This is a genomic window from Clostridium puniceum, from assembly GCF_002006345.1.
GTDB classification, from domain to species: Bacteria; Bacillota; Clostridia; order Clostridiales; family Clostridiaceae; genus Clostridium; species Clostridium puniceum.
The window spans coordinates 1-22,578 of sequence record NZ_LZZM01000208.1 but is presented as its reverse complement, the minus strand read 5'-3'; the positions used below and the strand labels follow the sequence as shown (position 1 = coordinate 22,578).

Here is a 22,578-nt window from a genome sequence, read left to right as displayed (position 1 = left end):
TATACTTATAGTTTTATTATAATAGACAAAACTTTAAATATATCTTCCTATTTCACCTCTCTTTCGTACGTAAATAATTTTAAATACTATATAGATTCATTGTTTTAACGAATTTATATATATAAGTTCTAATTAAGAAAGTTCATAATTTAGTTGGTTGTCTTATCCAATCACTCTAATATAGAAATTAAATCTTAATGAACAAAATTTTTTAGAACATATATATGTTACAAGTTTAATTGTTTCTTTAACCTCATTTTAATACATATTCTGCAATTTTTAAATAAAATTTTGGTAATATTACGTGCTTTATTTATATTTTTTGCATAATATGTATTATAATGAATTGTGGTAGTTAAACTTAATTAGTTTAACTACCACAATTCTCTAAACTCACAATATAGTTCTTGATTGTGCTTCGCACTTTTTTAATGTGTGTATATTATTCTTGGCTAGCTAATTTTTTATAAACATCTAATCTTTCCATTGCTTCTTTTTCTGTCTTTTCAAATAATTCATTAGCTTCCTCTGGGAATGCTTTTGCTAATGCTGCATACCGCACTTCTCCCATTAAGAAATCTTTGAAATTACCTTTTGGCTCTTTAGAATCTAATATAAATGGATTTTTTTCTCCTTTTAAGTCTGGATTATATCTATAAAGGTGCCAATATCCAGACTCTACTGCTTTTTTCTCTTCATCTTGAGAATTTGACATTCCTACTTTAATACCATGACTAATACATGTAGAATATGCTATTATAAGTGATGGTCCGTCATAATTTTCGGCTTCTGCTATAGCCTTAAGAGTTTGATTTTTATCTGCTCCCATTGCAATTTGAGCAATATAAACATAGCCATAAGTCATAGCAATTCTTCCTAAATCCTTTTTCTTAGTTCTCTTACCAGATGAAGCAAATTTAGCTATTGCACCTGTTGGTGTTGATTTTGAAGCTTGCCCCCCAGTATTTGAATAAATTTCTGTATCAAATACCAATATATTTACATTTTCATTACTTGCAATCACATGATCAAGACCTCCATATCCTATATCATAAGCCCATCCATCACCACCAAATATCCATTGTGATCGCTTAACAAAGAATTCTTTATCTTTTAAAATCTCTTTAGCCCATTCACTGCTATCACTTTCAAGAACTTCTATTAATCTTTTTGCTCTATCTCTAGTTCCATCTGAAATATCCTTATTATCTAACCAATCTCTTAATACTATTTTAATATCTTCCGATATATTACTTTCAAGTGCAAGTGAAACATTATTAGCTATTCTTTCTCTTATGGTCTTTACACCTAAATACATTCCATATCCAAATTCCGCATTATCTTCAAATAATGAATTAGCCCATGCTGGACCATGACCTTGCTGATTTATTGTATATGCACTTGCAGGTGTACTAGCTGCCCAAATTGAAGAACACCCTGTAGCATTTGCAATCATCATCCTATCTCCAAATAACTGAGTTATAAGTCTTGCATATGGAGTTTCTCCACAGCCTGCACAAGCACCATTGTATTCAAGTAATGGTCTTTCAAATTGACTTCCTTTAAGAGTATTTTTATTTAATGGATTTTTTGTAATTACTTTTTCTACTGTATAATTCCAAGCTTCAATTTGTTCATGCTGACTATCTTGTGGTTTCATGACTAATGCTTTACCTGGAGCTGGACAAATTTGAGCACAATTTCCACATCCAGTACAATCAAGTGGAGTAACTCCAATTGAGAAATATAATTTTTGATCACTTTTAATTCCTTTAGGTTCAAGTAATTTAACACTTTTAGGTGCTTTAGTTTTTTCTTCGTCATTTAATAAAAATGCTCTGATGGTTGCATGAGGGCATACAAATGAACATTGATTACATTGAATACAATTTTCTGGTATCCACTCTGGAACATTTACAGCTATCCCTCTCTTTTCATAAGATGTAGTTCCATGCATAAATGTACCATCATGCATTCCTGCATTTATAAATGTAGACACTGGCAATGAATCTCCTTCTAGTCTATTCATAGGCTTTACAATTTCCTTAACAAACTGTGGATAATCTTCATTATGCTCAAGTTTCTCATCTATAGCAGTACTCCAATCAAGTGGAAATTTAATTTTAACTATACCTTCTACGCCTGCATCTATAGCTTGATAATTCATATTTATAATCTTTTCGCCCTTTTTGCCATAGGATGAAACAACTGCTTCCTTCAAATATTTTACAGCATCTTCTATAGGAATTATATTAGCAATCTTAAAGAATGCAGATTGCATTATCATATTTATCCTTCCACCAAGACCAATTTCTTGTGCAATTTTAACAGCATTTATTGTATAAAATTCTATATCATTTTTTGAAATATATCTCTTCATAGATGCTGGTAGTTTTTCATCTAATTCTTTTGCTGTCCAAATTGTATTTAATAAAAACTTAGAATTTTTCTTTAATCCTCGTAGTACATGATACTTATAAACATATGATTGATTATGACATGCAATAAAGTCAGCTCTATCAATTAAATAACGTGATTTTATTAGTTTAGTTCCAAATCTTAAATGTGAAACCGTTATACCTCCAGATTTTTTTGAATCATAATCGAAATATCCTTGTGCATACATATCCGTATGATCTCCAATAATCTTAATAGCACTTTTATTGGCTCCAACAGTACCATCTGAGCCAAGACCCCAGAACTTACAAGATGTGATTCCTTCTGGAGTTGCATCAATATCATTAAGTGGATTTAGAGAAGTCTTTGTAACATCATCAATTATTCCTATTGTAAAATTATTCTTTGGTTCTTCTAATATTAAATTATCAAAAACTGCAGCTATATGAACTGGTGTCGGATCTTTTGAACCAAGTCCAAATCTTCCTCCAACAATCTTAGGAACATTTTCCTTTCCAAAGAAGCACCTTAATACATCTAAGTATAAAGGCTCTCCAATTGAACCTGGTTCCTTTGTTCTATCTAAAACTGCAATTTTTTGAACTGTTTTAGGAATAGCTTTTAATAATTTTTCCATAGAAAATGGTCTATAAAGCCTAACTTTTACAAGACCTACTTTTTGTTTGTTGGAATTTAAATAATCAACAGTTTCTTCTACTACATCATTTACAGCTCCCATTGAAATTATAATTCTATCTGCATCAGGTGCTCCATAATAATCAAAACAATGATAAACCCTACCTGTAAGTTTTGTTATTTCACCCATATATTCCTCTACTATATCTGGAACCTCATCATAATATGTATTAACAGCTTCCCTTGTTTGAAAATAAATATCTGGATTTTGAGCCATTCCTCTTGTGACAGGATGATTTGGATTTAATGCTCTTTTTCTAAAATCATCAATAGCTTTGTAATCTACTAATTTTGCAAGTTCTTCTTGTTCTATTACTTCTACTTTTTGTATTTCATGTGAAGTTCTAAATCCATCAAAAAAGCTCATAAATGGCATTCTTGATTTTAAAGTGGCTAAATGTGCAACACCACTTAAATCCATAACTTCTTGAACAGAAGTTTCAGCAAGCATTGCAAATCCAGTTTGCCTTCCTGCCATAACGTCTTGATGATCTCCAAATATATTTAATGAAGATGTTGCAAGTGCTCTAGCTGCTACATGTATAACACATGGAAGCAATTCTCCTGCTATCTTATACATATTAGGAATCATTAGTAATAATCCTTGTGATGCTGTATATGTACTCGTAATTGCACCAGCTTGAAGTGATCCATGAAGCGCGCCTGCTGCACCAGCTTCTGATTGCATTTCAACAACTTTTACTGGCTGACCGAAAATATTTTTTTTGCCTTGTGCCACCCATTCATCAACATGCTCTGCCATTGGAGATGATGGAGTTATTGGGAAAATTACCGCTACTTCTGTGAATGCATAAGATATATATGCAGCAGCTGTGTTACCATCCATAGTTTTCATTTTTCTCATCGCATTTACCTCGTTTTCTCTTTTATACTAAAATGTCCTTAAATATTTTTTACCTTTTTATTATTTGCTAAGAATATCTTAGTTATTCATATATCTCAACATAAAAAAATCGCAATTACAAAATTGAGATTTTTCAATACTTTATACTTAATAATCTATTACATTCTTTCCTTAATATATAATTTCTTTAAAGGTTTTAGTTCTTATATATAAATAACCTCAGTATTTTTTCAAAATTATTTCTTTTAATTCATCATATTTATGTATTTGAAATAAAATTGTCAAGTTTTAAAAAATAATCTTATGTTATAACTTATTATACTGATAACTTTTCCCCAATATTAATAATTCCTCAAAACTTCCTTTAGTAATAGGTTTGCTAAATAAATACCCTTGTCCATATTCACAATTATTTAACTTTAAAAATTCAAGGTGTTCTTTTGTTTCAATTCCTTCTGCAACAATTTTAAAATTTAGTTCATGTGTAAGTTTTATTACATGTTTAGCTATTACTTGGTCTTCTGATATTTTTGATATATTTCTGATAAAATCTCTATCAAGTTTAACAACATCTATTGGTAACTTCTTAAGATATGTTAGTGAAGAATAACCTGTACCAAAATCATCTAATGCTATTTTTATATTCATATCCTGTATTTTCTTAGATCTTTTGTTGATTCATTCAAATCTTCCATAAGTGCTGTTTCTGTTACTTCAAATTGGATTTTATCATTTTTTATTTTTACTTTAGATAATAAATCTCTAATTTCATTTATAAAACAAGCTCGTGTAACACTTTTTCCCGAAATATTTATTGATAATCTCATATCATCATATCCCATATCTTCCCATTGTTTTTTCTGTTCTAATGCTGTTTTTAATATCCATCTTTCAATATCATGAATTAATCCAATTTCTTCAGCTATTGGTATAAACTCCATAGGTGAAATCATTCCTTTTATTGGATGAAACCACCTTATTAATGCTTCTGCCCCTATTATTCTTCCATTACTCAAATTAATTATTGGCTGATAAAAAAGAGCGAACTCTTTATTATCTATTGCATGTCTTAGGTCATTTATCATTTTTATTTTCTTGGAATTTTGTTCTTGGATTTCTAGTAAATAGAAACAATAATCATCTTTCATATTTTTTTTAACATAATACATAGCCACATCAGAATTTTTAAGTAATGTAGATAAATTTTCGCCATCTTCTGGATAAATTGCAATTCCAACACTATATGAAATAAAGAATTCCTGACTATCAATTATCCACGGTCTTCTTAAATATTTTAATAACCACTTTATTTTATCAGTTACTTCTTGCCTATTTTTTATATCTTCAAAAACAATTGCAAATTCGTCTCCCCCTAATCTTGCTACAAAATCAGGAGCTTTTACTTGATATTTTAATATATTAGCAACATATTTTAAGAGTAAGTCACCTGAAATATGCCCTAATGTATCATTTATATGCTTAAAATTATCTACATCCATATAAATTAATGCAAACTTTTTGTCAGAATCATATTTTTTCCAGTATTAATTAAATCATTTATTTTAACCTCAAAAGAAAGCCTATTAGGTAATTCTGTAAGCATATCATAATGTGCTAAAGAGTTTAGTTCATTTTGTATTAACTTCTGCTCAGTTATATCTGTGTGTGAACCAACCAGCCTTATATTTTTTTGCCTTCTGAATTCTTTATTGCTTTTGCTTTGCTTAATATCCATTTTTCTTCTCCATTTTTACATACCATTCTATATAATATAATGCCTAAAATAATCAAAAAAGCATTTTCTTGATTTTTAAGAAAATGCATTTTGATTTAATCTTTATTCGTAATCTAATGTTCTCATGCTCTTGCTTAGCCTAAATATGCAGCATCCTAAGAATTCAACTAACCCAATACATATAAAAAGTAAAGCAATACCACTGCCTCTTGTATTTCCAACTATCTTTGCTAAAAGTGCTTGTGTTAATGTCGAAGTTTTCATATAGGGTTCAAATACCTTGTCAGCCAAGAAACCACCTAATATACTTCCTGCTGGTATTGATGTATACTGCAAGGTATTTCGCGCTGAAAAAACTCTTCCCTGTAATTCTAAGGGCGCCTTAGTTCTCATTATATATTCTACATTTGCAGTTAAAAACGGAATTAGAACATTCCCCATAAAAACTGCTATTGTCCATACGTAATAATTTTGTCCAATTCCTAAAAGGCTATTACAAACTAAAAATGAAAATGTCATAATATTCAAAATAAGAGGAATTCTCTTAGACGGCTGTGGCAATTTAGTTACAAAAATACTACCTACAAGGCCTGCAATACTTATGGTACTGCTTACAATACCCAAGTGAATATAATTATTTCCATTTCTAGATAATACCATTGGTGATAAATTAGTATTATATATTGCAGCAATAAAATTCACAAAGGCCATAAATAGAATTAATCTAAATATATTCTTTTGGTTCACTAAATATTTTATACCTAACATGCACTGCTTCCATACTCCATCCTTTTTGCCTTTTGATAATCTAGGAGCAGAAGTAATCTTTACTAATAATGCTAAAGTAGTAAATCCAAAAATAAAGGTTGTTAAATCAACCTTTACAATTGTCTTTAATCCCCAAAATGCATATAATGAACAAGCAATAATTGGTGCAAAATACCTGTACAACAATTACATAAAGTACGTAAAGCACTTGTCTTTATATAATTATCTTTAGATACAATTAGTGATACAGTAACCTCGGATGCTGGATTTTGAAAAGCATTTCCAATTCCAATCATAAAATTAATAACATAAAGATACTCTATTTTGTTAAATTGCTTCCAAACTGGGAAACAAACTGGCCTATCATAAATATATAGAAATTATTTAATTCTTTATTTCAATTTTCAATTCAACTATTGAAAATGCAAAGTCAAAATCAGATAGATTACTCCATGCAAGCTCTATCTTACATGACTCTGCACGGAGTTAAAGCAATGCATAACCTCATCCTTATTCACTTCCTTCTTTTATAAAAAATTAATCTACTTTTTCTATTGCAAGTCCTACAAGTCCAGGACCAGTATTTACGCCAAGTGCTGGTCCAATAGTGCCTGCAATTCTACATTCCACTACATTAGGAAGGTCTTTTATTGCTTCATACAAGCTTTGGACTTTATCCAATCCATTTCCATCCAAAATCCATGCCTTGTACTTTCCTTTTTCTAAATAGCCTTTAAATATATCTGTTAGCTTTGATACAGCTTGTTTTGAACCTCTAGCTTTAGCAGCTGTTCTATAAGTACCATCGTCTGCCACTGTTATAATAGGTTTTAAATTTAAAAGTTCTCCAACAGTTCCTGCAACCTTACCAATTCTTCCCCCTTTTTGTAAATATTCTAACGTATCTATTGTGAAAAATAAATCTATTTTTTCTCTATAAGTAGGTAAAATTTCTGTTATTTCTCCAAATGATTTTCCTTGCTTAATTAATTTAGCTATTTCAAGTACTATTGCGCCTTCTGCCATAGTTAATGTTTTAGAATCAAAGACAAAAGTCTTAAGTTCTGGAAAATCTTCGCTGACTAATCTTACAGCATTGTATGTACCAGAAAAAGCAGCTGATATTGTAATTATAATTGCATGAGTGTATCCTTCTTCAATTGCCTCTTTAAATACATTGGTTATTTTCTCTATACTAGGTAATGAAGTTTTAGGTATTTCAGTTTTCAAACGATCATACATCATTTGAGGAGTTATATCTATTCTATCTTCATATTCTCCATCAGAATATATAACTTTAAATGGCAATAATTTAATTTTATTTTCAGTTAACAGTTCAACACTTATATCTGAAGCGCTATCTGTTATTAATGCTATTTTTTTCATTATTTTCCTCCTTAATAGAATCAATAACTAATATGATTTTACTCAATAATTGTTAAGATTTATTTAGACAGTATACTCACTTTTTACTATGATATAATTATCTTACAATAATTATATCATTCTTATTTTGTTTATCAATAGTTCTTAATTTTAAGCCTTCCTATAGTCTAAAATCAAAGTTATTTAGATATAAAAAACTATCCATAATGCAATTTTTTGTAAGGTTTTCGAATTTATTTAATCCTAAGCTTAATATCTTCTAAGCTCACTAAAGTTACTACTTAATTATAATTCCAAGAAGCCTAGATAACTCAACTGCTTGAAGCGGAGAAACTATTGCATCTTTTAATTCTCTTCCTGTTAATGATATTTCTGATATATCACTATCTCTAAAATCTATTTGTTTAAGAGGTGTATTAGTAAATTCCGAACCACTTATATTACATTCTCTAAAACTAACCTTATTAAAGCTGCATTCCAAAAATATGGTTCCTTGCATAGTACATTCTTTAAATTTTATATTTTTCATTTTAGAATATCCAAAATTTGAATATCTACCAAGAACTTCTTCAAAAAGAACATTTTGAATATTGCACTCACTAAAATTAGCACCCACAAGTTTACACCTTTTAAATTCTACTCTATGTATACTTCCTTCTGAAAAATTAATATTTGACAAATCACAATTTTCAAAGACTACATCCAATAAATCTATATTTCTAAAAGAGCATTCTGTAAATACTACATTTATAAAATGACATCCATTTATCTCTATTTTTTCTTCATTAATGTATTGTAAACTACTATTTTCAATTAAAGTATTTGATATATATCTTTCATTAATTAATTCGCTTTCAATATCCTGTTTATTTTCCAACAAACACTCTAATTTAGGCTTTAATATTTTATTTAATTCTGACACATGCAACTTCCCCTTGCTAAAATAAATTTAATTTCTCATAAATATTTCACTTAAATATTTATATCATCATTATAAGCTACCAATATAATTTAGTTTTATATATTAATACAGCTTTCATTACTTATATTATATAAGATTATGGACTTTTTAATTTTATAACAAATTGTACTTGTATATTATTGGAATATATAAAACTAATGCACATTCTATTATATATGTTCCAATTAATAATGTACAGTTAACAAATTAAAAGAGTTTGCCTTGATTTTAAGACAAACTCCTTCTATTCTTTATAATTTATTTATTGAATGCAAAGATTCTTATACCCTTCTTCAACTCTTTCCCAATCAATTATATTCCATATGTTTTTAACATATTCTGCACGCAAGTTTTTATACTTCAAATAATATGCATGTTCCCAAATGTCTATAGTTAATATAGGAATAAAACCATAACTTAAAGGTGAATTTTGATTTAGAGTGCTCATAATTTTTAATTTTTCATGTTTATCCTTAACTAACCATCCATATCCTGACCCAAATTGATTTATAGCTGCTTCACTTACTTTTTGTTTTAATTTTTCTAAAGACCCAAAAGTTTTAATTATTTCTTTTAGTAATTTTCCTTCTGGCTCCTTCTTAGGATTAGGTGAAAGAATAGAAAAGTATAAATTATGGTTTGATACCCCACCACCTTGATTTATAACATCTTCTCTAATCTTCTTAGGTATTTTATCTACATTTAACAGGATTTCTTCTAAGGTTTTTCCCTTTGTAAATTTATTATAACCTTGTAATATATTATTTAATTTATTTACATATCCCTGTAAATGCTTAGTATAATGTATTTTTACAGTTTCTTCATCAATATATGGTTCTAATGCATTGAATGAATATGATAATTCAATTTTGTCATACTTCATATTATCCCCCCCATACATATACTATTAATAATTGCTATTATTTTATAATATGATGATTATATAATTTTGCTACTGTTAAATAATCATTACAAATATCTTATCTAACCTTTATGTATGCCTAAATATTTGTCATTTACTTATGCTGAAAGGTTTTGTCCATCACCATTTATTACTTCTGAATCACATACATTTCTGCTGTATACCTCTGTATTTCCACATACTTTTGCTCTGTGAGATATTATTACATCATCATAAATTACAGCTGTATCACATACTACGGCTTCATCACATACATGTACATTCCCTAAAATTTTTGCATGACCATATATTTTTTGCATTTCCAGATAAGATTACATTTCCACTTGCAACTGCATTATTAAAAACAAGCACATTATCACATACTCTTGCATTTCCTAATAATTTAGCATTGTCATATATACTTGCTTTTCCTGCTATAATCACATTATCAGATAACTTTACATTATCACTTACTATTGCATCATCATGAACTTCAGCTTTTCCTGATATTTGTGCATCTCCTGCTATAATTGCATTTTCACATATTTGTGCATCATCAAAAACTTGGGCATCATCATGAATCCAACAATTCCCATGCTGACATAAGTTTTTTTCGCCTTCAACATATCCTCCAAACTCACCTTTTTCAACATCACTAAAACTTTTTGTCGCAATTATCTGATATAACCTTTTTCCTGTTGATTCTGCCTCAATAAAATTTTCACTTAAAATGTATTTTTTCACGCTAACCCCTCCCACTTATTATTTTTATACTCAAAGTATAAATTTTCACTTAAACACATTATATTACTATTTTTGTGAAAAATGTAAACTTTGTATATTTTTTTAATTTTACGAAAATAAAGAGGTTAACATAGTTAAATACACTATTAAATATGGGCAATTAAATTTGAAAATCATTGACTTTTTTAAGGTTTCTTTTTTTATGTATATTGCAAAAGAAATAACCTCTTAAGTCATATTTTCAAAAATTTTAGGTACATTTAAAATTCCATATCCCCAATATGGATTGGGAATAATATCTCCACTTCTTCCAATTGCTCCTTTTGCTAGATATGCTTTGACAGTTTGAGAATACATATATGGGTCATTTCCATTAATTATTCCCCATTGGAATAACATTGCACAGACCCCTGCAACTACTGCTGCTGAAACGCTAGTTCCATTAACAATCGCTATTTTATTATTAGGTGCCACTGTAATTGCATTTACACCTCCTGCTGCAACATCTATTCTGTCAATATAAAAATCTAAAAATGCCATACCAGAATAATCTACAAGATTATAGTTATTTTGATTATATGCCGCTGCTGTCACTATATAAATAGAATTGGATGGATTAGTTATTGTACCAAAAGGATCTGGAAAACTGAATCTAGTATTCCCTACTGTTAATCCCCTTTGAGGTAGCCAAGCATTATATTTACCACTTAAAATATAATTAGCAACTATTCTAAGCCTCCATATGCCAGGCTGTAAATTATAAAACCTAACACGTATTAATTCATCTCCAGTAGTTTCTTCTGGGAAATAGTAATTAACTCTAATTGACGTCTTTTCAAATATGAAAGTATGCCTTTTAGTATAATTGAGTATAATAGGTATTACACCTGTATTTTCCCCTGATGGAGATACTATTTCTAATGACATTATATTAGGCAGATCAATCCAAATTTGAATCCATATATTTTTTTGTTCTGGTGCTGCCTCCAATTCTATTACTCCAACGCCAGGGGATTGAACTCCAATTATTTGAGAAACTGTTCCAGATGAATGACCACCTGCATTTCTTTGATTACCTGTTCCTGCAACTACTGCAATTCCACTCTTTGTAGAAATTGATTCAATAAATTCTTCTAAATCACCTTCACCTTTATGATTTCCTAAAGTGCTACCAAGTGGAAAATATATAACCATTGGTTTATTATTTGTTAGGATATATTCATATAAAAATTGCAAAGCGGCAAAAATAGCTGTTATATTAAATACAGGAACTTCAGTATCTGGAAATTGTGCCTCATATGAAAAATCTCTTATTAATTTAACAACTACAAAACTACAATTTGGTACAACTCCCCTTAATCTAGAATTTTTCCCAGTGGCACCAATTATTCCAGACATATTGGTTCCATGGCCAATTTCATCATTACTAGGAACTATCTTACTAGCAGAATTTCCTTCTCTTTGTGCCTTTATTGCATCATTTATTTGCGCTTTTGTATATACAGCGCCAAATGGTGCATCATTGGAAACAGTAGTTTCAGTAGAAATTATAGTTTGATCCCATATCAATTCAATTCTAGTTTCTCCATTTGCATCCATAAACTCCTCATTTAAATAATCAATGCCAGAATCAACAATTGCTACATTAACACCTTGTCCTGTTAAATTTAGAGGAGAACCTGTTTGTAAAAAATTAGCCTGTGAAGCTTCAGTTGGAGAAACATCTTGAAGTGTATAAAATTCTGAAGGTACAACATATACAATAGTCTGAAACATAGCTTCTTCACTTATATTAAGTTCTAAATCTTTTATAAGTGAGACTATTGCAAATCTATCGTTAATTATGGTTACATAAAAATCTGGTCTTTTTGAAATTTCATCTTCGATATTTCCTTGGTATTGTACAACATAATTATCATATCTTATATCGTGAAAAATCTTTTCATGTTCTAGATTTCTTTTCATTTAAACTCCTCCTATTTTTTATTTCGGCATAATTTAGAAAATAATAAATTGAATTCTGGTCTTCTATATTGTAATATTAATTGTTTTACTGAATAACTCACCATTAGGCAGTATATTTCTACTCCTTCCTTAAATAAAAACTTTCAGTTTCAATTTTCCATTATTGTAAAATTGGGTTGAGCATATCAAACTCAAGAGACTTTCAAATTTAAGACAAAATATGTATCTTCCTTATTAAGTTAGTGTTTTCTTTAATATGACTTAGGAATTCTTATAAATAATCTATCAATATAATATTCAATAAAATTATTATATAAATCTAAATTGTTATCTTCTCTATAACTTCTGCTAGAATTACTATATAAGCTTATATCATCATCTTGTCTATAACTTCTACTAATAATATTAAAAGTACCTAATAAATCAAAAAATCCATAACCAATCTCCCTATTAGGGTATTTATAAATAGGATTACTTCTATCAGCTCCATGAATTAAATAAGCTATGATTTTTGTAGAATACATAGTTTTATCATTTCCTTTAACAATTCCCCATTCCATTAAAAGTGCACAAGCGCCAGCTACTACTCCAGAAGCTGCCGAACTACCTGAAACAGTAGTCACTCCACCTGTAGGTTTTGTTGTTAAAATATCTACTCCAATAGTGGCTATATCCGGATTTATAATCATTTCATTAACACTAAATCCTTTTCCTGATGCAGCAATTAAAGCATTGTTATTTCCATAATAACCTACTGTAACCACTTTTCTTGCTGTTCCAGGTATTGTTAATGTAAGAAATGGATCTGATTGAAGAAATCTTGTACCCTCCGGTAGTGTCTTGTGTGGCGGAAGCCATATATGATATACACCATTAGTTATATAATCTCCTCTTAATTGAAACGTCCATATTCCAGCTTTTATGTTAGCAAAACTCACATCTATTACTTCATGACCAGTAAAATGTTCTGGAACATAATATTTTACTCTCATTTCGGTTTTAAAAAAAACAAAATCTATCGTTTGTTCCTCATTAATTTTTGCTTTAATAAAATTAGATTCATCTCCATTTGGAGAAACCACATTTAAAGATGCCCTATTAGGTTTTAAAATCCATATCTTAAAAGAAAAATACTTAATTTCTGTTGGTATTCTAAGTTCTATCGACGTAACACTCCCCACCTGTTGTATAAATCCAGAAGCATGTCCTTCTGCTGCTCCTTCATTTCCAACTCCTGCAACAGTAACAATACCTCTAACACTTCCAACAGATGTTATATATCTTGAAATAATATTATTACCATCATGACTACCTTCGGTAGTACCCACACCTAAATATATAACCATAGGTTTATTTTGTTTTATAGAAAAATTTTTCAAATAATCTACTGCAGTTAAAATTTCAGAAGTATTATAAATTGGTGTATATGGAATGTTATTCTCTTCTAATTCTCTCTTAAATCTAATTGATTCATAAAGTTTTACAATAACAAATTCACATCCAGAAGCAATCCCTTGTATTTCTTTATTATAACCTCTCGCTCCTATGATTCCAGCTATTTGCGTACCATGCCCAATCTCATCTCTTGAAGGTACAATTTGATATGGATCCTGTTTATTCCTATAAGCTTTAACCGCATTATTTATTTCTTCATTTGAATAAGTTTTGCCCATATATACAGTTTCATCAGTGCTATTTGGAATAGTTTGATCCCATATAGCAGCTATTCTCGATGTATCATCTTCTCTAATAAATTCTTCATTTAGATAATCTATGCCAGTATCAACCATACCAATTAATATACCACGCCCAGTTAAATCTAAATAAGGATTTATTTTTATTGCACTTATATTATCTACACTTGAAGGTGAAATATCCTGAAGTACAAATTTGCTCCTAGGATCAACAAATGTAATTGAGGGCACATCCTTAAAAAGCTGATTTAAATTTTCAGGAGCTGTAGATATAACTGCAATTGTATCTGTAATTATATCTCCGCAGGCATATGATATTTTATCTATTTGTAATTTGAAATCGCCTCTATATTCAACTAAATAATTAGGTGAATCTCCATAATATAAATTGCATTTCCTTAATTCAGACACCCTTGACTCCTAAATAGTATTCATATTTAATAATATTTATATTAAATCTAAATTATTCTTGCAAAATTAATACATAAAACTTTAATTACGCTTAATAAATAATTCATAAAAAGATATTAGTTATATATTTCACAAAATTATTTAATTGCCAGTACTCAAAGATAAAAATTGGCTATTCGAAATACATAAAATTTAAATAAAATTAAAACCATACATAAAGCTTAAAAATATGCTATATGTATGGTTTAGATTTATATATGTTAAAATTTAATTTACTAAAAATTTCAAATCATATTAACTAATTTTAATGTGATCTCTAGTTTAGGGAATGTACATGTGAATTTTTATAAACACATGTTTTTATTGTCCTTTTTTATATAGATATCTTATTAAATAAATCTGTGCTATATTTTTGCACATCTAATAAATTTGTCATATTATATTTTTCTTTTATCCCCTTGAAATATATTCCAATAAGTTTCTTTTCTATTGTTTTATTGAGGATATTATTTTCATTAATATTCTTCGTTCTGACTAACATCCAAGGCGCCTCGTTTTTAGTCATTTGCTCTAATATTTTCCCACTGTAGCAGCCATAAAATTTAATTATACTTTCCACAACATTTGCCTCTACATCTTCTAATGTAAAATTTTCATTAGCTAATATATCATTATTAATTACTACGTATCCAAACTTTTCATACCTATCATATACACTTATGTAAACAGGTCCATCTATAGAAGCTTCACAATCTTCTGTAAAAATAAAATTATCAGTAAACATATAATAAAAACCCTGTACATAATATAATAGTTTTTGAATAGTAGAAGGGGTAATATCTTCATATCTTATTAAAAGATATTTTATTACTGAATCAATCTTCTCTTCCGTAGCTGCTTTGCTCAAAATATCTTTAACAGTCTGTCTAGTTTTACTATAATCTATTGGATTTATTCTTTCTTTATTAGTCTGCAATACAATTGAGTAATAGTTAGGATTTTTATATATCTTTTTAAGAATATCTGAATTAGAGCTTGTAATCATATCTCCTTCTAAGAATCTGCTTATTGTTTCCCTCTTCCAACCTAATAATAATGATAGGGCTTCTTCATTAAGAGAATATTTTATCAGAATACGTTTTAATTCCACCACCGTTATTACATTATGTTTATTTCTGTATTCATCATATAAACTTTTCAAATTGCGATCACATATATCTGAAACAAAAATCTCATTGCCACATTCACTGCAACTAGCTTCTTTAGCCATATAATTTATTTCTTCATCCTTTAATATGGATATTTTATTTACTTCATTTATTTTATATTCAATCTCATTCATACAGTATTCACAAAATGCTAAACGTTTCATAAAACTTTTTCCTTCCCTTCTGCCCCATTATTCGTCTTCTATTTAAAAACATATGTAATTGGTTTGTTCCTTTTATGCAATGAAACTAATAATCTATATTCCTCCATTTCATTACACATTATATTAAATTTCAAATAAATATCTATTGTCTCCTTTTTATCTTCAATATTATACAATTCTCTTTCGACACAAAATACATAAAGATTATTTTCCTCAATTCCATCTTTTAAATTTTGCAGCCCATAACAAAAATCTCTATAACCCAAATTGAACAAAATATCAATTCGTTTCTTTTCGTTTATATTATATTCTTCCATAAATTGAATATTTTCCATCTTGTTATCTTCTAATGATATATTATATCTATTTTCTCGTACACAGTCTTTAATAATTTCAACTAAATTTTTTATCTGCTCTTCAGTATAATCCTTTAATAACACATTTTTCACCCCTTATGAAAATAACGCCTAGTAATATAACAAAAGGGTATCATTTTAAACAATTCCTGTCAATAAAAGCCAAGTGCAAATGCACTTGGCTTTAAAACTTTTTATCCTTCTTGAGGTGCATATTCTTCTTGTTCTGATTCTGCCTTTTCTTCTGACATTAGGTCCCTATAAGAATTTACTATAACTTCCTGCACTGATTCATCGCTTGTTTTATATAATTTACTTTGTATTATATTTTTATATTTTTGATTTATAGCATCATTATATATAGTTCTTATTGCTTCTAATATTTTAGGATTATCACCCTTTATTCTATTAACATCATATCCTTCTTCTAAGCTCCATATAGCAATTTGAGTAGCAAAATATGCTTGATTTTCATTATCTAAATTTAATTCTGCAACAGATCTATTTGGATATCCAGCACCAAGAATATTGTTAATTTGCTCACTACTAACTCCGTTTAATAAAAAGTTTTGTCCTGATGGATATTTTTTATTTATTTCTAGACAATATACAACGTCATTACGCCCTTCGATTTTAATCTTCTCTACATTAAGATCAAAATTATCATATTGAACCTTATATAATATTCCCTTTTCTGTGATTATCTTTACTGTATCAGGTATACTAGCCCCTTCAATAATACCAACAAGTAAAGTTAAAAAGATGAAACAGCTTAATAATTTAGTATATTTTTTTAAATTCATACTTTCACTCCTATCTCTAATATTTAAAGATAGTTTTTGTTTTAAGTAACTTATATATTCATAAATCAATTAATATTTTACAATTAGCTTCTAATAACTAGCTTCAAAAACATAAATCCCCTTTATTTTATACTTCTTACAAACAATTATGATTATTTTTTCTTAAATCACAATTTTTAGTTGTTATTTAACTTTATATAGAAATTCAAATATATTACATATATTGCAAAAAGTAATCTTTATTAAATTGAGTTATGATGATTTAATTTTACTAAATACTCAAAATGACAACGTATATATAATAAATACTAAAGTTATGTTTATACAGTTTTTGCATCATACGTTAAGTGGTTTGTATCATTTAAGGAAACTAAGGCTGGGTTTAAATCCTTATCAAAGGTTAAAGTGTTAATACATGTATTTCCAAGTGCCATCTTGTGATACATAGTCATGTCCCATTCAAATATGCCAATAAGAGCAGCTTTTATAATTCCTCCATGAGCAACAATTGCTATTTTTTTACCTTTATGCTCATTAATTATATTTAAAACACATTTTTTAGCCCTATTAGATGCATTAAGTATGCTTAAATCCCCTCCGCAAATCTTACTTTCTTTCTTATCTGTTCTCCAAGCCTTGAACTTTTCCGGATAATTTTCAGCTATTTCATGTACAGTTAACCCTTCCCATTCTCCAAAATTAATTTCTCTAATATCATTTTCTACTACAACCTCTTTGTCTGTAAAAGATGCAATTATATTTGCTGTCTCAAGAGCTCTGTTAAGAGGACTTGCATATATGTAATCAAATTTTCCATTAAGTCTGTTCTTTAGCAACTCAGCTTGTTTAATTCCATCTTGTGATAAAGCTATATCAATGCAGCCTTGAAATTTCCCTAAAGTATTCCATTCTGTTTCTCCATGTCGAATCAATAGTAATGTTGTCTTCATATTTACCCTCTTTCTGTTTAATTCCAACTCTAAAATTATTTATATTTTTGTGTTTATATTATTTTAGATTATATATATTGTAATTACAAAATCTATCTAAAATTAAGTATTCTGGCACAGATTTTACGAAAGAATCATTTTGCAATATATATTACAAGACTTAATCTATACTAAGTCTAATTACTTAATAGTAAAACCCATAAGTAAAACCTTATGAGTTTAATATTTTAGTTATCTCCATCTAATATGTTTCCAAGCATACCAAGGACACTACCTTCACCTTTACTTTGTCCTCCAGCAGTTGGTGCTACCGCAAATACGCGTTCTGCTAGTCTGCTAAACGGTAAGCTTTGAATCCACACTTTACCTGGTCCTGATACTGTTGCAAAAAATACTCCTTCACCGCCAAATAACGTGTTTTTAATTCCACCTATAAATTGTATATCGTAATTTACATCTTTAGTCATAGCCACTAAACATCCCGTGTCTATTCTTAAAGTTTCTCCTGGTATAAGATCTCTTTCAACTATAGCTCCACATGCATGAACAAAAGCTAATCCATCTCCTTCTAATTTTTCAAGAATAAAACCTTCGCCCCCAAAGAAACCTACACTTAATTTCTTTCTAAAATCTATTCCTATAGATACGCCTTTAGCTGCACATAAAAATGCATCTTTTTGGCATATTAGTTTGCCACCTAATTTACTTAAATCCATAGGTAATATTTTTCCTGGATAAGGAGCTGCAAAATATACTTTTTCTCGTCTTACACCTGCATTTGTAAATGCTGTCATAAACAAACTTTCACCAGTAAGTACTCTTTTACCAGCTGAAAAAAGTTTATCCATAAACCCACTACTATTTCCTTGCTTAGAACCATCTCCAAATATAGTTTCCATTTGTATGCTTGGATCCATCATCATCATAGAACCTGCTTCTGCAACAACCGTCTCTGATTGATTAAGCTCAATTTCAATATATTGCATATCATCTCCATAAATAGTATAGTCAATTTCATGTGAATACATATTTCTTTCTCCTTTATCCATTAATATTTCTATTATATATGTTGCAATTAGGAATCCACATAAAATCAAACATACAGATACAACTTTTATGAAAAATCATTTTGCAACACATATATTAATCAAAATAATATATATTATATTTAATGATATATTATTTTATGTAATTATACAATATTTCTAAAATATGTGTACAAGGAGTAATCATATTTCTATGACTACTCCTCGTACACATATTTTAATTAGGAATTTTAATAAGTATGTTCTTAATACATAATGGCTAAATTACACATAAATAACTTTTAATTATTATATATTTATTAAGTGTTATATCCTAATTAATTTTAAATTTATTTATTTCATTTCCTAATTTCTCTGCTAGTTTTTGAAGTTCACCTGAATGTTTTGTAAGTTCTTCCATGGTTGCTGTTATTTCTTCTGCTGAAGCTGTAACTTCTTCTGAAGCAGAAGCTGTTTGCTCTGAAATTAATGAAATATTTTCAATCTCTGATACTGTTGATTTTTTCTTTTCATTTATATCTACAATAGCTATTCTTACTTCCTCAACCTTAGTAATCATTATTTCAATTGATTTTAATATTTCACTAAATATTTGTTGTGTTTCACTTACAGCTAAATCTTGTTCATTTACTACAGTTTCAGTTAATTTTATAGATTCCACTGCTGTATCTGATTTCTTTTGTATATTTGCTATAATTGATTTAATTTCTTCTGTTGACGCTTGTGATTGTTCTGCAAGCTTTCTTATTTCCTCTGCAACAACTGCAAAACCCTTTCCTGCTTCACCTGCACGAGCTGATTCTATACTCGCGTTTAATGACAAAAGATTAGTTTGTGCTGTTATATTTGCTATAGTTTCAGATATGGCATTTATTTGTTTAGTACTTTCGTTCATATCTTGAACTATTTCGTTGACTTGACTAGTAGCTGTTTTAGTTTTACTTGATTTTTCAGTTAAGGTTTCTATCATATATAAACCTTTTGAGCCTAGCGTTTTAGTACTATTTGAAATCTTATCCATTTCATTTGAATTAACATTTATTTTATCTAAGCGTTTTGACAAATCTTCCATTTCAGAAGCACCTTGTTGAGCATTTTGAACTTGATCTGTTGCTCCTGATGAAACATCCTCTATTGCCTTTGCAACTTCATTTATAGATGCAGTTATTTCTTCTGACATACTTGCAAGACTCGTTGAAGTTTCTAATACTGTATTAGATGAGTTTGAAACACTTTTCATGAGTTCTGATATGTTACTTATCATTGAATTGAAAGAGTTAGCTAAATCACTAAATTCATCTTTTGTTGAAGCCTTCATAGATACTGTTAAATCTCCATTTGAAGCTTTAGCAAATACTTCTTTTAACTTACGTATATTATAAACAATTCCATTACTTAATATAAAAGCCATAAATACTGTAATTAGTGTCATTACAAGTATCATTATAAGATTTGTTTGCAAGATTGATTTTGTATCATTAGTCAATTCACTTTCATCTAAAGTAGCTACTATTTTCCATCCTGTTAAATCATTTGTATCATATACTCCAAATTTATTTTTTCCATCATATTGATAATTAACAAAACCACTCTTCTCTGATTTTATTTTGTCCCAAATATTTAGTTTAGCAGCATCATCTGTATTAACAACGTCTTTGTTGGGATGAGCTAATACCTTTCCTGATAATTCTGAAATGAACATATATCCTGTATTACCTATTTTCTTTTCAGATATTCTTTCAGCGAGTGTAGATAGTGTACAATCTACTCCTATAACACCAACTACTTTACCATCCTTCTCTACTGTTTTGGCAATTCCAACAACATTACTTTTAGTTCCAGCATCTTCATATGCTGGAGTTATTACAACTTTACCTTTATTTTCCAAAGCGAGTTTATACCATCCTCTTTGAGTTGCATCATATCCATCAGGCATTTTTGCATCAGGATATATAAAAAACTTTCCAGAAGCTGTTCCATAATAAATATCCAAAATATCTTTATCACTATCTTTGACTGATTTGATTATATCTAATATAGCATCCGCATTATTATCTGTATCAACATTTTCTATAGCAGGATTACTTGAAGTCATAGCAACTGTATTTGAAAATCCATGAAAATAGTCCTTTAATCCAGTATTCACTTCTGCAAGTGTTTGTGTACTTGTCAGTGTCAGCTTATCATTAAGAATTGTTTTTGAACGATTATATGAAGCAACTCCCGTTATAACTAGTGGAATTACACAAATAGTTATTAAGCTAACAACCAATTTAGTTCTAATAGTGTTTATCTTCAATCTTTCAAATCCCATATTTACTCCCCCTTTATATTTAAATCTTCATATAATTATATGACATTTTTTGTCTAAATTCAATATAATCTATCATATATACACATTTTACCTAATTTATACAATTTATTATTTTTATAAAAAATAATATAAATTAAATACTATATGAGTAACTAAAATGTCTAAAAAAGAACCCTACCTAACTAGAGTTCTTAAAAATAACTATTTAATTTTCTTATCCATACCGTTCCATAAAACATCTTTATCTAAATTACATTTTGTTATAAACTCCATTATTGCCACATTGTGCTCTAAATCATTGTAATATTTTTGTTTATCTTCAGCTGATATTCTATTATTACTAATTAAGATTGCTTTATAATTCTCTACTATTGTTGTTATAGCATTTTTTAATGTTTCTTTTTGCTCTTTTTCAGTTAAATGTTCATTTTCAAAATTCTCCATGCTCTCACCTCCATATGATAATAAATATTATATAAAAGTCAAAGACTCTTTCTAAAATATAAAACAAATTTAGACCCTAATACCTAATCCTCTTCATTTCTAATATTTTTCTATTTGTAAACTTGAATATAAGTGTATAACCTACCAAGAGAATAATCAACTCTTGACCATATCTTATCCTTAATATTATTATGTATTAAATAATTACCAATTACAATATACTTTTTCCTATTCTATACAAATTCTTATTTTATAATTTATTAATTTTCAAATTTAACATTTAAGACTTTTATACATTATTTTTTGATTATAAAGCAAAAGACTATGCATAAAATTATTTTTATTACTTAATTTGATAATATATATAAAACATATATATATTGTGGCAAATTTGTATTATACTCTTACAAATTTGCCACAATATCGTTACAGTATTGTTATAATTATGTTTTATACTATTCTTGTAAGATAGTTAAAACATATTGTCCCTAAAAAAATACTTCACAAAAAAAGACTTACTCCCCTAAGTAAGTCTTTCTTATACACTAAAAATTTATTTTCACTTCACACTTCTTAACAAAAAAGAATTTAGTAAAGCTTGTACAGTTTTACTAAGTTCTTTTATTTTAATTTATTGTTAAAAGGCAAATTGCAATAACAAATTGAACTAATTTCTATTTATGACTTAAACACTTGTATTTTCTTAAACTGCATAAATTTTATCTAAGTGTGCTTCAAATAACTCTTCAGGAGTCTTATAGTTAAGTATT

Annotated in this window: 19 protein-coding genes; all 19 read right to left on the bottom strand. The window is 28.4% G+C overall.

The window, feature by feature from the left end; all coding sequences use genetic code 11:
- Positions 1 to 442: 442 nt before the first annotated feature.
- Positions 443 to 3,958 (bottom strand): pyruvate:ferredoxin (flavodoxin) oxidoreductase, encoded by a 3,516-nt coding sequence (gene nifJ / locus CLPUN_RS21330; RefSeq protein WP_077849245.1) that lies wholly within the window; start codon positions 3,956 to 3,958, stop codon positions 443 to 445.
- Positions 3,959 to 4,264: 306 nt separating this feature from the next.
- The gene (locus tag CLPUN_RS29270) at positions 4,265 to 4,606 is read right to left on the bottom strand and encodes an EAL domain-containing protein (protein ID WP_143329094.1); all 342 of its coding nucleotides are present in this window, start codon (positions 4,604 to 4,606) and stop codon (positions 4,265 to 4,267) included.
- Positions 4,603 to 5,457, bottom strand: a complete 855-nt coding sequence (locus tag CLPUN_RS28900; protein ID WP_143329093.1) for a putative bifunctional diguanylate cyclase/phosphodiesterase — start codon at positions 5,455 to 5,457, stop codon at positions 4,603 to 4,605. The genes CLPUN_RS29270 and CLPUN_RS28900 overlap by 4 nt, the downstream gene beginning before the upstream one ends.
- 5 nt (positions 5,458 to 5,462) lie before the next feature.
- Entirely contained in the window at positions 5,463 to 5,693 is a 231-nt protein-coding gene (locus CLPUN_RS21315) for a hypothetical protein (RefSeq protein ID WP_077849244.1), read from the bottom strand.
- A gap of 102 nt (positions 5,694 to 5,795) precedes the next feature.
- Positions 5,796 to 6,644, bottom strand: coding sequence for an MFS transporter (locus CLPUN_RS21310; protein WP_077849243.1), 849 nt, complete (start codon positions 6,642 to 6,644; stop codon positions 5,796 to 5,798).
- A gap of 354 nt (positions 6,645 to 6,998) precedes the next feature.
- Positions 6,999 to 7,847 (bottom strand): DegV family protein, encoded by an 849-nt coding sequence (locus CLPUN_RS21305; protein ID WP_077849242.1) that lies wholly within the window; start codon positions 7,845 to 7,847, stop codon positions 6,999 to 7,001.
- Positions 7,848 to 8,124: 277 nt separating this feature from the next.
- Entirely contained in the window at positions 8,125 to 8,769 is a 645-nt protein-coding gene (locus tag CLPUN_RS21300) for a pentapeptide repeat-containing protein (RefSeq protein WP_077849241.1), read from the bottom strand.
- 301 nt (positions 8,770 to 9,070) lie between these two features.
- Positions 9,071 to 9,691, bottom strand: a complete 621-nt coding sequence (locus tag CLPUN_RS21295) for a superoxide dismutase (RefSeq protein ID WP_077849240.1) — start codon at positions 9,689 to 9,691, stop codon at positions 9,071 to 9,073.
- Between the two features lie 137 nt (positions 9,692 to 9,828).
- Positions 9,829 to 10,029, bottom strand: a complete 201-nt coding sequence (locus CLPUN_RS21290) for a hypothetical protein (RefSeq protein ID WP_077849239.1) — start codon at positions 10,027 to 10,029, stop codon at positions 9,829 to 9,831.
- On the bottom strand, positions 9,977 to 10,453 hold the full coding sequence (locus CLPUN_RS21285) for a hypothetical protein (RefSeq protein WP_077849238.1): 477 nt from the start codon (positions 10,451 to 10,453) through the stop codon (positions 9,977 to 9,979). Before CLPUN_RS21285 ends, CLPUN_RS21290 begins: the two co-directional genes overlap by 53 nt.
- A gap of 228 nt (positions 10,454 to 10,681) precedes the next feature.
- On the bottom strand, positions 10,682 to 12,418 hold the full coding sequence (locus CLPUN_RS21280) for a S8 family peptidase (RefSeq protein WP_077849237.1): 1,737 nt from the start codon (positions 12,416 to 12,418) through the stop codon (positions 10,682 to 10,684).
- 251 nt (positions 12,419 to 12,669) lie between these two features.
- Positions 12,670 to 14,523, bottom strand: a complete 1,854-nt coding sequence (locus CLPUN_RS21275) for a S8 family peptidase (protein WP_077849236.1) — start codon at positions 14,521 to 14,523, stop codon at positions 12,670 to 12,672.
- Between the two features lie 373 nt (positions 14,524 to 14,896).
- Complete coding sequence (locus CLPUN_RS21270; protein ID WP_077849235.1) at positions 14,897 to 15,895, bottom strand: type II toxin-antitoxin system antitoxin SocA domain-containing protein; 999 nt, start codon at positions 15,893 to 15,895, stop codon at positions 14,897 to 14,899.
- A 38-nt stretch (positions 15,896 to 15,933) separates the two neighbouring features.
- Positions 15,934 to 16,335, bottom strand: a complete 402-nt coding sequence (locus CLPUN_RS21265; protein WP_077849234.1) for a hypothetical protein — start codon at positions 16,333 to 16,335, stop codon at positions 15,934 to 15,936.
- Between the two features lie 110 nt (positions 16,336 to 16,445).
- Entirely contained in the window at positions 16,446 to 17,054 is a 609-nt protein-coding gene (locus CLPUN_RS21260) for a thioester domain-containing protein (protein WP_077849233.1), read from the bottom strand.
- A 320-nt stretch (positions 17,055 to 17,374) separates the two neighbouring features.
- Positions 17,375 to 18,004: a histidine phosphatase family protein gene (locus CLPUN_RS21255; RefSeq protein ID WP_077849232.1), complete on the bottom strand. Its 630-nt coding sequence runs from the start codon at positions 18,002 to 18,004 to the stop codon at positions 17,375 to 17,377.
- Positions 18,005 to 18,231: 227 nt separating this feature from the next.
- Positions 18,232 to 19,032 carry a TIGR00266 family protein gene (locus tag CLPUN_RS21250; RefSeq protein WP_077849231.1) on the bottom strand — a complete coding sequence of 267 codons (801 nt, stop codon included), beginning with the start codon at positions 19,030 to 19,032 and terminating at the stop codon, positions 18,232 to 18,234.
- Positions 19,033 to 19,363: 331 nt separating this feature from the next.
- A complete protein-coding gene (locus tag CLPUN_RS21245; RefSeq protein ID WP_077849230.1) occupies positions 19,364 to 21,364 on the bottom strand; it encodes a methyl-accepting chemotaxis protein in 2,001 nt (666 codons plus the stop codon).
- Positions 21,365 to 21,565: 201 nt separating this feature from the next.
- Positions 21,566 to 21,808: a hypothetical protein gene (locus CLPUN_RS21240; protein WP_077849229.1), complete on the bottom strand. Its 243-nt coding sequence runs from the start codon at positions 21,806 to 21,808 to the stop codon at positions 21,566 to 21,568.
- Positions 21,809 to 22,578 lie beyond the last annotated feature (770 nt).